This window comes from Synechococcus sp. CS-1332 (assembly GCF_025127995.1).
In the GTDB taxonomy this organism is placed as follows: Bacteria; Cyanobacteriota; Cyanobacteriia; order PCC-6307; family Cyanobiaceae; genus Cyanobium.
On the sequence record NZ_JAHLYP010000014.1, the window covers coordinates 31,209 to 43,919 of the forward strand.

Annotated in this window: 10 protein-coding genes; 7 read left to right on the plus strand and 3 right to left on the minus strand. The window is 66.9% G+C overall.

Annotation, left to right across the window (positions count from 1 at the left end; all coding sequences use genetic code 11):
• The first annotated feature begins 102 nt into the window (after positions 1–102).
• Positions 103–1,335 carry an FAD/NAD(P)-binding oxidoreductase gene (locus KQ305_RS02495; RefSeq protein ID WP_259723872.1) on the plus strand — a complete coding sequence of 411 codons (1,233 nt, stop codon included), beginning with the start codon at positions 103–105 and terminating at the stop codon, positions 1,333–1,335.
• Here KQ305_RS02495 and KQ305_RS02500 read toward each other — a convergent pair.
• Both KQ305_RS02500 and KQ305_RS02505 read right to left on the minus strand, forming a co-directional pair.
• Entirely contained in the window at positions 1,313–1,729 is a 417-nt protein-coding gene (locus tag KQ305_RS02500; RefSeq protein WP_259723873.1) for a cyclic nucleotide-binding domain-containing protein, read from the minus strand. The genes KQ305_RS02495 and KQ305_RS02500 overlap by 23 nt on opposite strands.
• Before the next feature lie 45 nt (positions 1,730–1,774).
• Positions 1,775–4,300: a glycogen/starch/alpha-glucan phosphorylase gene (locus tag KQ305_RS02505; RefSeq protein WP_259723874.1), complete on the minus strand. Its 2,526-nt coding sequence runs from the start codon at positions 4,298–4,300 to the stop codon at positions 1,775–1,777.
• Between the two features lie 134 nt (positions 4,301–4,434).
• Here KQ305_RS02505 and KQ305_RS02510 point away from each other — a divergent pair, with 134 nt between their 5' ends.
• Positions 4,435–6,375, plus strand: a complete 1,941-nt coding sequence (locus tag KQ305_RS02510) for an NAD-binding protein (protein ID WP_259723875.1) — start codon at positions 4,435–4,437, stop codon at positions 6,373–6,375.
• On the plus strand, positions 6,372–8,234 hold the full coding sequence (locus tag KQ305_RS02515) for a pyruvate kinase (RefSeq protein WP_259723876.1): 1,863 nt from the start codon (positions 6,372–6,374) through the stop codon (positions 8,232–8,234). The genes KQ305_RS02510 and KQ305_RS02515 overlap by 4 nt, the downstream gene beginning before the upstream one ends.
• Before the next feature lie 44 nt (positions 8,235–8,278).
• On the opposite strand, the gene KQ305_RS02520 is transcribed toward KQ305_RS02515, so the two are convergent.
• Entirely contained in the window at positions 8,279–8,566 is a 288-nt protein-coding gene (locus KQ305_RS02520; protein ID WP_259723877.1) for a hypothetical protein, read from the minus strand.
• Between the two features lie 123 nt (positions 8,567–8,689).
• Between KQ305_RS02520 and corA the strand changes: the two genes are divergently transcribed.
• The 4 genes from corA (at position 8,690) to KQ305_RS02540 (ending at position 12,692) form a co-directional block, all read left to right on the plus strand.
• Positions 8,690–9,811, plus strand: coding sequence for a magnesium/cobalt transporter CorA (gene corA / locus KQ305_RS02525; RefSeq protein WP_259723878.1), 1,122 nt, complete (start codon positions 8,690–8,692; stop codon positions 9,809–9,811).
• 116 nt (positions 9,812–9,927) lie between these two features.
• A complete protein-coding gene (locus KQ305_RS02530) occupies positions 9,928–11,004 on the plus strand; it encodes a PstS family phosphate ABC transporter substrate-binding protein (RefSeq protein ID WP_259723879.1) in 1,077 nt (358 codons plus the stop codon).
• Between the two features lie 18 nt (positions 11,005–11,022).
• Positions 11,023–11,982 carry a CHAD domain-containing protein gene (locus tag KQ305_RS02535; protein WP_259723880.1) on the plus strand — a complete coding sequence of 320 codons (960 nt, stop codon included), beginning with the start codon at positions 11,023–11,025 and terminating at the stop codon, positions 11,980–11,982.
• A 77-nt stretch (positions 11,983–12,059) separates the two neighbouring features.
• The gene (locus KQ305_RS02540) at positions 12,060–12,692 is read left to right on the plus strand and encodes a Crp/Fnr family transcriptional regulator (RefSeq protein WP_259723881.1); all 633 of its coding nucleotides are present in this window, start codon (positions 12,060–12,062) and stop codon (positions 12,690–12,692) included.
• Positions 12,693–12,711 lie beyond the last annotated feature (19 nt).

The following is a 12,711-nucleotide window of genomic DNA, read 5'->3' on the forward strand; positions in this document are numbered from 1 at the left end:
TGTGGTTCCCTTCAGTCTGTTGGTGCTTCGGTGCCTCGAAGGAACAGGACCGAAACGATTCCCCTCGCCGCTGCCGGGCCCTTCGCGTCTGATCTCCGTTCCATGGCTCATCACCAGATCCTGATCGTCGGCGGAGGGGCAGCGGGCCTCACCGTGGCCAGCCAGCTCAAGCGGGCGCGGCCGGGCCTGGAGATCGCCATCCTCGAGCCCTCGCCCGACCACTACTACCAACCGGGCTGGACCCTGGTGGGCGCTGGTGTCTTCACCCTGGAGCAGACGCGCCGCTCTGAGGCTGATCTGATTCCCGAGGGGGTGCGCTGGATCCGCGCCGCCGCCGCCGGTTTCGATCCGGTGGCCGGCACCGTGGCCTGCTCCGATGGCGAAACGCTCCACTACGACGTGCTCGTGGTGGCCACCGGCATCCAACTCTGCTGGGACCGGATCAAGGGTCTGCCGGAGGCCCTCGGCAGCCATGGCATCACCAGCAACTATTCCAAGGATCTGGTCGATTACACCTGGAAGACGATCCAGTCCTTTTCAGGCGGCAACGCGATCTTCACCTTCCCTGACACGCCGATCAAGTGCGCCGGGGCGCCCCAGAAGATCATGTACCTGGCCGACGACGTCTTCAAGCGTTCGCCAGCGGTGGCCGCGGCGACCAAGGTGATCTACGCCACGGCCACACCGGGGATCTTCGCCATTCCCACCTTCGCCGAGCCCCTGCGCCAGGTGGTGGCCCGCCGCGGCATCGAGCCCCGCTACCAGCACACCCTCAAGGAGGTCCGCGCCGCCAGCAAGGAGGCGGTCTTCGCCGTCAAGGACGGGGACACGGTGCGCGAAGAGGTGCTCCCCTTCGGGATGCTGCATGTCACCCCGCCGATGGCGGCCCCGGAGGTGGTGGCCTCCAGCCCCCTGGCGGTGGCCGGACCGGGCGGCTGGGTGGAGGTGGACAAGTTCACCACCCAGCACGTGCGCCATCCCAACGTCTTCTCCCTGGGCGACGTCTCCTCGCTGCCCAACTCCAAGACCGCCGCCGCGGTTCGGGGCCAGGCCCCGGTGCTGGTGGCCAACCTGCTGGCCCACCTCGATGGCCAGCCCTTGGCCGCCCGCTACGACGGCTACGCCTGCTGTCCGCTGATCACCGGCTACGGGCGCGTGATCATGGCCGAGTTCAACTACGAGGGGCAGCCCGTTCCCTCCTTCCCCCTCGACCCCACCCAGGAGCGCTGGAGCATGTGGGTGGTGAAGAAGGACGTGCTGCCCTGGATCTACTGGAACCGCATGCTCAAGGGAGCCCCCCACGAGCGGCGCTTCATGCCTGGGGTGGCTGGCTGAGGGTGTCCCCAGCGGTAGGCGGAAGGTGGCCCAGGCGCCTCTCTAGGTTGTGGAGCATCTCCAGGGCGAACATCGGCAGTTCCTGAAGGGCGAACAGGAACTGTTCCCGGTCCATTTCCAGCAGCTGCGTGTCCCGCAACGCCGTGGCGGTGCCGACGCGTCGATGCTGGTAGTCCAGCAGCGCTCCCACCCCGAAGCTGCTGCCGGGACCGAGGATCTCACTGTTGCGTGCTTCGGCCCAGTCGATCCTGACCTCGCCATCGACGATGCCGAACACCGATGCACCCATATCGCCGGCCCGGAAGATCACCTCACCCGCCGCGAGGGTCCGCAGGCCCCGGTCCTGGGCCAGGAGCCGCATGGTGGTCAGGGCGCCTGGGGTTGGGGAGGTCATGGGGGACTCCTGGATGGGACCACCATGCTGACGCACGGTTAAGGATCAGTTGGGAAAGGGTCTGCCCGCCATGGCCACCGGAGAGGGCTTCACATCCCAGATCCTCTCGGCGTACTCCCCGATGGCCCGATCGGAGGAGAAGAAGCCGCTGCGGGCCGTGTTCAGCAGGGCCATCAGATTCCAGCGGCTGCGGTCGGCCCAGGTGGCGCTGACGCTGGCCTGGGCCTGCAGGTAGGAGGCGAAGTCGGCCAGAACGAAGAACGGATCGCTCCCCTGCAGCTGGTCCGTCAGGGGCCGGAACCGCTCGGTGTCCCCCTGGCTGAAGTGCCCCCGCCCGATCAGGTCGAACACTTCCGCCAGCAGGGGATCGGCGGCGATCCATTCCCAGGGCCTGTAGTGGCCACGCAGTTGGGCGATCTCCTCGGTGGTGCGCCCGAAGAGGAAGAAGTTGTCATCACCCACCTGCTCGCGGATCTCGACGTTGGCGCCATCGAGGGTGCCGATGGTGAGGGCGCCGTTCATCATGAATTTCATGTTGCCGGTGCCGGAGGCTTCCAGGCCGGCGGTGGAGATCTGCTCGGAGAGGTCAGCGGCGGGGTAGACACGCTCGCCGAGCTTGACGTTGTAATCGGCCAGGAAGATGACGCGCAGGCGGCCGTCCATGTCGGGGTCGGCGTTGACGACATCGGCGATGCCGTTGATGAAGCGGATGATCAACTTGGCCATGGCATAGCCCGGTGCGGCCTTGCCGCCGAAGATCACGGTGCGGGGGGCCATGCCATCGGCGAGGCCGTTCTTGATGCGCAGGTACTGGGCGATCACCTGGAGGGCATTGAGGTGCTGGCGCTTGTACTCGTGGATGCGCTTCACCTGCACGTCGAAAAGACTTTCGGGGTCGACGCTCAAGGCCAGCTGCCGGTGGATGTAGCCAGCCAGGCGTTGCTTGGCGGCCAGCTTGCACTGGGCCCAGCGTTCCATGAAGGACCCATCCCGCTGGAAGTCCTCCAGGCGCCGGAGCGCCTGGGGCCGGGCGGGCCAGTCGTCACCGATGCTGTCGCAGAGCAGGGCATGCAGGGCCGGATTGGCCAGGGCCAGCCAGCGGCGCGGCGTCACGCCGTTGGTGACGTTGGTGAACTTCCCGGGCCACAGGGCGGCGAATTCGGGGAACAGCTCCTGTTTGACCAGGGCGCTGTGAAGGGCGGCGACGCCGTTGACGTGGTGGGAGCCGACGGTGGCCAGGTGGGCCATGCGGATGGCCTTGTGGCCCGATTCATCGATGATCGACAGGCGCCCCAGCACGGCGTCGTTGGCGGGGTGTTTGAGGCGCACCTGCTGGAGGAAGCGGTGGTTGATCTCGAAGATCAGCTCGAGGTGGCGGGGCAACAGGGACCCGAACAGATCGAGGCCCCACTTCTCGAGCGCCTCGGGCAGCAGGGTGTGGTTGGTATAGGAGAGGCAGGCGGTGGTGATGGCCCAGGCGGCCTCCCAGTCGAGGTGCTTGTCATCGAGCAGCAGCCGCATCAGCTCGGCGACGGCGATGGAGGGGTGGGTGTCGTTGAGCTGGACGGCCCAGTGGGCGGGGAAGTCCTCGATGGGAATGCCACGGGCATCGAGGCTGCGGATCATGTCCTGAAGGGAGCAGCTGACGAAGAAGTGCTGCTGCATCAGGCGCAGGCGCCGTCCGGCATCGGTGCCGTCGTTGGGATAGAGCACCTTGGAGAGGGTCTCCGAGCCCACCTTCCTTTCGACGGCGCCATAGAAATCGCCGCTGTTGAAGGTCTGGAAGTCGAAGGATTCGCAGGCTTCCGCTCGCCAGAGGCGCAGCCGGTTACAGGTGTTCACCCGGTAGCCCAGCACCGGCACGTCGTGGGGAATGCCGAGAGCGTGCTCGGCCGGGATCCAGCGCACCCGGTAGGTGCCGTGGTCGTCGCGGTGGCTCTCGGTGTGGCCGCCGAAGCCCACGACGCACGCCTTCTCGGGCTGGACGATTTCCCAGGGCCAGCCGCCCTTGAGCCATTTGTCGGTGATCTCCACCTGCCAGCCGTCGCGGATGAGCTGGTCGAAGATGCCGAACTCGTAGCGGATGCCGTAGCCGGTGGCAGGGATCTCGAGGGAGGCGAGGGATTCGAGGAAACAGGCGGCCAGACGACCCAGTCCGCCATTGCCCAGGCCCGGCTCCTCTTCCACATCGAGGATCTCCTCGATGTCGTTGATGCCGAACGGCCGCAGGGCCTCGGCAGCCTCCTTCTGGATGCCGAGCATCAGCAGGTTGTTGCCGAGCTGGGGTCCGATCAGGAACTCGGCCGAGAGGTAGGCCACCACCCGGGTCGGGCTGGCCAGGATGGCGTCGAGACCCGCCAGGTAGCGGGTCATCAGCCGGTCGCGCACGGCGTAGCTGAGGGCCATGTAGAGGTCGTGGCGGTCGGCTTCCTGCACACGCCGGCCGAGGGAATAGAAGAGGTGCTCGATGAGGCCGTCGAGCAGATCCTGCGCCGCCAGGCCGTTGCGCTGGGGATCGGCGTAGGTGCCGGGCTCGGGGAGACCCATCACGGGGGCGAGGGTGCTGGTCATGGCTGCACGGTCATGGGCACAGCCTCACCCTCACCAGGGATGGTTAAGACCCGGGGGAAGCGGCATCAACGATGGCTTGGGAAGATGGGTGTGCATGCCAGTGTTCCATTCCCGACCCTTCAGCCCATCCCGGGGTGGCAAGCACTCCGTCCTCCGTTCCCGGGGCGTCCTGCCCAAGGGAAGGGTCGGTGCTGATCTGTGGCCTCGGATCCCTCGGCCAGGCCTGCCTGCTGCGCCTGCTTCCCTTTGATGTGCCGCTGCGCTGCCTGGATCGTGCGCGACCGGATTGGCGCGATCCCCGCCTGGAGGAACGCTTCGGTTCCACGCTGGTGCTGGGGGATATGCGTCTGCCCCATGTGCTCTCCCAGGCCGGGGTCGAGACCGCCCGGGCCGTGCTGCTGCTGAGCACCGAGAGCACGGTGAACATGGAGGCGGCCCTGCAGGTGAGGTTGCTCAATCCCTCAGCGGACCTGGTGGTGCGCTCCTCCGGCCAGCTGGCCAGCCTCGGGGCCCTGCTCGAGGAGCGCTTGCCCGGGGTGGCCGTGGTGGATCCCCTGCTGCTCACGGCCGGGGCCGTCACCGAGGCCCTGCGGCCTGGCCACCAGGAAGCCTGCTTCCGCGTCGATGGTCAGTCGTACCTGGTGGTGGAGGGAAAAGACCTGGATCGACGGCAGCAGCGCTGCCTGCGCCAGGCCTCGGCGGACCAGGCCCGACCCCTGCAGGTGATTCCGATGGGGTCACACCACCACCGTTCGTCGGATGCCGTCCCCGCCACGACGGCCAGGGGCCGGTGGATGGCCCTTGGCCGCGGCCTGGGGGCACCGCTGCGGCTGTGGCGGCAGTGCAGCCGGCTCCAGCAGGGCGGATTGCTGGGACTCGTGGCGATCATGGCCCTCGGCCTGGCCCTGTTTTCCGCCGGCGGAGGCTGGCGCCAGGGGATGTTCGTCACGTTGTCCCTGCTGAAGGGGGAGTACGTCGATCCGGTGAACGTGATGCTGCACCCGGAGGACGGCATCGCCGCCGCGGCCCCTTGGCTGATCGGCGTCACCCTGCTGTATTCCCTGGTGGGCACCCTGCTCACCTCCGCCTTGGTGGCGGTGATCCTGGAACGGTTGCTGCGGGAGCGTTTCGGCTTGGGCCATCCCGGCCGTTTCCGTCGTGGCAGCCGCTGGATCCTGCTGGCCGAAGGGGAGGAACTCGCCGCGCGGGTGGCCGACAACCTGGTCAGGGATGGCCTGCAGGTGCTGCGGATCGATACGCGACCCGTGACGCCACTGCACCGGTCGGGGATGGTGGTCTTCCATCGCTGGGAAGCGGCCCTCGCCGCGCTGCAGCACTGCCGGCTGGAGGGGATCGGCCTGCTCTCCGTCGATCTGCTCGCCAATCTTCAGGAGACATTCCAGCTGCAGAAGTCCTGGCCTGAGGCCCGTTACGTGATCCTCTCCCATGCGGTCGAGGCGGCCGAACGGCTCGGCGACCTGCTCGGCGGCATGGCGGTGATCTCCAGCATGGATCTGGTGGCCGATGCGGTCGTGGCCACGGCGTTCGGCGAACGGGTGGAGGAGATCTGCCGGATCGATGGGGCCAACCATCTGCTGGTGCGCTACCGGATTCAGCAGGGCGATGCTCTGTGGGGTCTGAACCTCTCCAGGGTCGAGCAGGGCTACGGAATCACCACCATCCATCTGCTGCGTCCCGGCCGCGGTTCCCCCCTGGTGTTGCCCTCCCTCGATCTGGTGCTGGCGGCGGGCGACCAGCTGGTGGTGCTGGCCACCCTGGCTCAGCTGCGGCGGGTCGAGCTGGGCCGTCCGGATCCGCCTGGATGGCGCCTGCGTCTGCAGGGTGCCCCCAGGGAAGAAGGTCGCTTCGAGGCCTTGCAGTCCCTGGCCAGGCATCTGGGGGGCGCGCCGGGGACGATGGCCCCTCTGCTTGATGGGGCGGAGCATGTCACCCCGGCCCTCGACCGCGATCTTGCCGAACAGCTGGCAGAGGAGTTGCGTCGGCAGGGCGTGCACTGTGGTGTGGAAGCCGTGGCCGTGCGTGACGCCAGCGCCACCGAGGTCCTCCTGCCATGAACGCCCCCACGCCCGCACCGTCCCATTGGCTGCTTGACACGCTGCAGTCCCTGAGGAGCACCCTGGAGCGCATCGAGGTGGAGGAGGCCGCCTGCCTGGAGGCCATTCACCCCGACTACCGGGCCAGTGCCCGCAACCTGCTGCATTTCATCGCCTTCCATCGCCATGCCCATCCGGACCTGCCGAAGGCGCTGCGCCAACGGGGACTCTGTGCTCTCACGGATTGTGACGCCCACCTGCTCTCCAACCTGGAGGCTGTGATCACCGCCCTCAAAGCGCTCGAGGGTCTGGGGCCATCGCCGGCATCTGGGCAGCAGGACCATCCCCGCGGCCCTTCTGGCCTTGGCGGCCCTTCTGGCCTTGGCGGCCCGGACGTCCTTCAGCAGCACTGCGACCGGTTATTCGGAGCCCTGGCCGCCGCGGGGGTCGCCGGAATCATGGTCACCCTGCCGGCGGAGGCGGCCGAGCGCCCCGCCCTGGTCGCCGATCTGCTGGAGGCGGGGATGACCATCGCCCGCATCAACTGCGCCCATGACGACCCCGTGGTCTGGGGCCGGATGGTGGAGGCCCTCAGCCAGGCCCGGCTGACCACGGGCCGCCCCTGCGCGATCGCCATGGACCTGGCGGGCCCGAAGCTGCGCACCGGCCAGCTGGCCCTCCAGCCCGCGGTGATCCGCGCCCGTCCCCCCCGGGACCGGATGGGGCGACCCACCCAACCGGTGAGGATCCTGGCGGTGCAGCCTGGAGCCGCGCCCCGGCCGCAGGACTCGGAAGCCGTGCTGTTGCCGGCGCGTCTGTCGAAGGTGAAGCGGCTGAAGCAGGGGGATCGCCTGCAGGGGCGGGATGCCTCCGGCCGCCGCCGGACCCTCAGCGTGGTTCGACGCGGCCCCGATGGGGTTCTGCTGCTGCAGGCCGACAAGACCTGCCACTTCACTTCCGGCCTGGTGTTCCGCCAGCGGCACGGCAAGGCCCGGCTGGTCGTGGGGCCGCTGGCGCCCGTGAGCGGCGAACGGCTGCTGCGCCCGGGCGACGCCATCCGCCTCACACCGGAGCCGGACCAGGGCGGCGGCACGCTCCCCTGCACCCTGCCGGAGGTGTTCGGCGATCTGCGCCTCGGTGAGCGGGTGCTCTTTGACGATGGCCGCATTGGCGGCGTGATCCGGGGGTTGTCAGACCGGGAGGTGCGACTCGCGATCACCGTGGCGCAGGCCAGGGGCAGCCGGCTCCGCTCCGACAAGGGGATCAATTTCCCCGACAGCGACCTGCGCACGCCGGCCCTCACCGCCAAGGACATCGAGGACCTGGCGTTCGTGACGCAGCACGCCGACATGATCAGCTATTCCTTCGTGCACAGGGATTCCGATATCCAGACCCTGCGCCAGTGCCTGGAGGACCGGGGCCGGGGCGAACTGGCGGTGGTGCTCAAGATCGAAACCCGCCAGGCCTTTCTCAACCTGCCCCGGCTGCTGCTCGCGGCCATGGGCCATGGCGCCCCGGTGGGCGTGATGATCGCCCGGGGCGATCTGGCGATCGAGTGCGGCTGGGAGGCCCTGGCGCCGATTCAGGAGGAGATCCTGCGGATCTGCGCCGCGGCGCATGTGCCCTGCATCTGGGCCACCGAGGTGCTCGACACGCTGGCCCAGCACGGCCATCCCACCCGCGCCGAGATCACCGATGCGGCCATGGGGGGCCGGGCCGATGCGGTGATGCTCAACAAGGGACCCAACATCACGGCCACCGTGAAGGTGCTGGAGGCGATCGTGGCCCGCAGCGCCAGCGACCGGAGTGATCGCAGCAAGCCCCTGATCACCTGCCTGGAGTTCCGGAGCAACTGTGAACCTGACGACCCGATGCCTTGATCACCGCACCAGGGTGATCGGCGGAACGGGATCGGCGGCACGGATCAGCCGTTGGAGGTGTCGAAGAGGGAATCCCGGGTGAATTTGAGCCCTTTCCAGATCTTCTTGATTTTCGCGTAGGCCTCGTCCTGGCTCATCTTGCCGTTGGCCTGCAGGCCGACGATCAACCCCACCTGGTCGGCGAAGGACTCCAGATTCTGGTGAAACATCAGCCGCTCCGGGCTCCAGTCGCTGCCGCGGTAGCTGCCATGGGCCTCCATGGGGGAGATCACATCGCTCTCATGCCGGCCGAGTTCGGGGTTGGATGGTCCCGTGGAGGGCTGGTTGGTCAACGCACGGTCGCTGGCAGTCGTTGAGCGTAGCCAGACTGTTTTAAGACCTTGTAAAGGCCTGGGGGCACCGCCTCGGCCCCACGCCTGGCGCCATTCCCACCGCCTGGCAGCTGCGGTTGAATCATGGCAACAACCGGGATCCCCGTGGTGCGACTCACCCCTGGGGCGCTGAACTCCCAGCGCCTGGAGCAGCGTCCGGCGGGCTTTCCCACCCATCTTTACGTCCATGGCGGACTCGGGCCCACCCGGGCCGATGCGGTGTTGTTCCTTGATTCCGGACCGGTGCGGACCCCCGCACCCGCCATCGAGCAGCTGGCCAGCCTGCGCCAGGCGGGCACCCCCCTGTGGCTGCGTCTCCAGGGGCTCGGAGATCGCCGCTACATCGAACAACTCCTGGATCGCCTGGAGGTGCCGGCAGTTCTGCTGGCGCCCCTGCTCGAGGTGCCCCAGCGGCCCCAGGTGAATGGCCTGGAGGATGTGCTGCTGGTGGTGCTGCACCGGCTCAGCTTCGCCAAGGACCCGGCCCATCTGGTCAGCGAGCAGGTGGGCCTGGTGCTGTTGCCCGGCTTGCTGATCACCATGGAGGAAGGCTGCGGCGGTGATCCCTTCCCGGATCTCACCGACTGGCTGCTGTCCAAGTCGGGGTCCGTGGCCGACAGGGACCTGGACGACATCCTGCATTTCGTCATCGATGACCTTCTCGATGATCTGTTCCCGATGCTGGAGGCGATGTCCCAGAGGCTCGATGCGCTGGAGGAATCCTCCCTGCGCAATCCGCGTCCCTTGATCCTGCGCCGCTCCTACGAATTCAGGAGCAACCTGCGCATCATTCGCACCTTGATCTGGCCCCTGCGCCACCAGATCGGTCTGCTGCTTCGCCAGCGGCAACGACTGCTGGGCACCGAGGCGCTGGAAGGCTTCAGGGACATGGCCGAGCTCGTCGACCAGCTGTTCGAGGCCTGTGGATCGCTGCGGAATCAGTGCGATGCCATCACCCAGTCCTATGCGGCCAGCGTGGGCAACAGGATGAACCAGGTGATGAAGACCCTCACCATCCTCACCAGCATCTTCGCGCCGCTCACGTTCATCGTTGGCGTCTACGGCATGAACTTCGAAAACATGCCCGAGCTGAAGTGGCATTACGGTTACGCTTTCGTCATGTTGTTGATGCTCCTGATCGCCATGCTCCAGGCCTGGTGGCTCTGGCGGCGGGGCTGGTTCCAGGACTGGACTGGGCAGGGCTGAGGTGGCACCTGGTGGAAAGCGCCCTCCCTGATACAGCCACAATCTTTCCTTAACCCAACCCCTCGGCTTGCTGGTGCAGGATCGGCGCAGCGTCCGTCCTTCGCTGGTCTTGAACCATGGTCCTGAAGCTGCCTGCGACAGTTCTGTCGAGGGGCGTGATGGCCTGCAGCGGCCTCGGCGTCCTGCTTGGGGGCTGGCTGGCGCCGTCCCTGGCTCCCCTGCCGGTCCAGGCCCAGACGGGGACGGCTCCGGTAGTGCGGATCGAAGGTTCCAGCACGGTGTTCCCGATCATGGAAGAGGCCGCCAAGGCCTTCATGAAGCGCCAGGGTGATCGGCCGGTCAGCATCGCCCTGAAGGAGACGGGCAGCTCGGCCGGGATGCGCAGCTTCTGCCGCGGCGAGATTCCGATCAGCAACTCCTCCCGACCGATCAGCTCCAAGGAACTCAAGGCGTGCGCTGCCAAGGGGGTCACCTTCATTGAACTGCCGCTGGCCTTCGATGCCATTTCGGTGGTGGTCCATCCCAGCAACAGCTGGGCCAGCCGCATCAGCACGGCCGAGCTCTCCACCCTGTGGAACCGCAAGGCGCAGGGACGCATCAAGCGATGGAAGCAGGTGAATGCCTCCTGGCCGGATCGGCCGATCAATCTGTGCGGCCCGGGGGCCGATTCAGGAACGTTTGATTACTTCAATAAGGCGATCAATGGGGATTCCCGAAATTCCCGCACCGATTACACCGCCAGTGAAGACGATAACGTTCTTGTACGTTGTGTTGAGAAAAACCCTCTGGCGCTGGGCTATTTCGGCTTTTCCTACTATCGCGCCCAGGCCGGCAAGCTGAAGGCGCTCGCCATCACAGGTCCCAAGGGAACCTGGCCACCGACCATCGACAACGTGCAGCAGGAGCGCTACGTGCCCCTGTCGCGCCCTTTGTTCGTCTACATCAACGACAAGGATCTCAGGGACCGGCCCGAGGTGCGTCGCTTCATCACCTTTACGGTCCAAGGCGGGTTGCGGTTCAGCGAGAAGGCTGGGGTGATCCCCCTGCCTCCGGACACCTATCGTGTGGTTGAGTCCAAGCTTTACCGCCACCTGATCGGCACCTCCTTCGGGGGCGATCTGCCCATCGGGCTCTCGATCAATGAAGCGATCCGGCGCAGCTTCGAGCAGATCCGTTCGAAATCACCCCGCTGAGGCCTTCGGGCCCCTCCCATGGCCAGCCCGCACGATGACCCCCCGTTCAGTAACGGAGCGTTCGCCGTCGATCTGATCGGTCGCTTCACCCACAAGCTGGCATCGCTGCAGGGGCCCGTGCTGGCCGACAGCGACCCCGAACCCCTGCATCAGATGCGGGTGGCGTTGCGGCGGCTGCGCACCTGCCTGTACCAGTTCGCCCCCGCCCTGCAGTTGCCCAAGGCCGTCGCTGACCCCCGACTGGCCAAGACAGTGCGGCGGCTCGGCATGGCGCGGGACCTGGATGTACTCAGGGAACGGCTCGAGAGGGATCTGATGCCGGAGTTGCCGGAGGCGGAGCAGAAGGCTCTCAAGCCTGTGTTGAAGCAGCTGCGGCGTGAGCGGGCCCTGGCCTACGAGCAGGTGGTGAGCACCCTGCAGAGCGGCGGGTACCTGAAGCTGCTGTCCCAGCTGCAGGCCTGGCTGCGCCATCCCGAGCTCACACCCCTGGGGGAGCTGCCGCTGCTGGGGTGGACCCTGGAGTGGCAGGCCCCGATGATCGCCGAGCTGTTCCAGCACCCAGGCTGGTTCGTCCTGGAGTGGGAGGGGGACATGGAACGCGTCCACGACCTGCGCAAGCGACTCAAGACCGCCCGCTACGGACTCGAGAATCTCGGGGCCGTCACCGGCTCCCGCAGCCGTCAGTGGGTGGCCGAACTGAGGGATCTCCAGGAGCTGTTGGGGGAACTCAACGATCTCCATGTCCTGGAGAAGGCGATCGATGATCAGTTGCCGTCCGGGTTGGCGAAGAGCGTGCCTGCGCTTGACGCCCTGTTGCGCCGCAAGGCCCAGGGCTGCTGGGACCAGTGGCGGCAGCGGGCTGATGGGCTGATCCTGCCCGAGCGGCGCCGCAGCCTGTGGATGGACCTCTGGCTCGAACGACGCTTCGACAGCCCCACCGAACCTGCCCTGTTGGCCCAACCCTTACCAAGCTCTTAACCAAAGCACTACCAGCTCTTTGCTCGATTGACGGGTGTTGCTGCATACAGTTCGCTGCATCCGACGCGCTTTTCCCGATGGTATTCACGCCCTCCCGTGAATCCGGCAGCAAGGATGGATTCCGCGAACTTCTCGAAGCCAATTACCAGAAACGAAGTCTGGTCCATGTCAGCGCTGGCAGCAATGTGCCGTTGCTGAAGAACAACGTCTGGCTTGTGGTTCGGGGCATGGTGAAACTCAGTGCCATCACGATTAACGGCGACGACATGCTGCTGGGGCTGGCCGGACCCAACGAACCCTTCGGCGATCCCCTCAACGGCGTCGAGGCCTATGCCGCCACCACCCTGGTCGATACCGACCTGCTCTGCCTGAGCTGCAGCGAGATCCGCCAGGACGGCGCCCTGGCCGTGGCCATGCTCGAAGCCCTCGGCCTGCGCATCCAGCAGAGCCAGGCCCTGCTGGCCTTGATGGGTCTCAAGCGCGTCGATGAACGGGTGCGCGGGTTCCTTGAACTTCTGGCAAGCGAGTATGGCCAGCCCTGCGAATCAGGTCTGCGCCTCAACCTGCGCCTCACCCACCAGGAGGTGGCCAGCGCCCTGGCCACCACCCGCGTCACCGTCACCCGCGTGATCGGCGCCCTGCGTGATGAGGGCTGGTTGCAGCTGGACGGCCAGCGCCGCCTGGTGGTCAGCTATCTCCCACGCCGTTGAGACAATTCTGGGATCTGCC

Excerpts from the sequence above, each read along its gene's own strand:
- KQ305_RS02505 (WP_259723874.1), bottom strand. The coding sequence starts at position 4,300 with ATGACCAGCACCCTCGCCCCCGTGATGGGTCTCCCCGAGCCCGGCACC.
- KQ305_RS02495 (WP_259723872.1), top strand. The coding sequence starts at position 103 with ATGGCTCATCACCAGATCCTGATCGTCGGCGGAGGGGCAGCGGGCCTC.
- KQ305_RS02535 (WP_259723880.1), top strand. The coding sequence starts at position 11,023 with ATGGCCAGCCCGCACGATGACCCCCCGTTCAGTAACGGAGCGTTCGCC.
- KQ305_RS02500 (WP_259723873.1), bottom strand. The coding sequence starts at position 1,729 with ATGACCTCCCCAACCCCAGGCGCCCTGACCACCATGCGGCTCCTGGCC.
- KQ305_RS02530 (WP_259723879.1), top strand. The coding sequence starts at position 9,928 with ATGGTCCTGAAGCTGCCTGCGACAGTTCTGTCGAGGGGCGTGATGGCC.
- KQ305_RS02515 (WP_259723876.1), top strand. The coding sequence starts at position 6,372 with ATGAACGCCCCCACGCCCGCACCGTCCCATTGGCTGCTTGACACGCTG.
- KQ305_RS02540 (WP_259723881.1), top strand. The coding sequence starts at position 12,060 with ATGGTATTCACGCCCTCCCGTGAATCCGGCAGCAAGGATGGATTCCGC.
- corA (WP_259723878.1), top strand. The coding sequence starts at position 8,690 with ATGGCAACAACCGGGATCCCCGTGGTGCGACTCACCCCTGGGGCGCTG.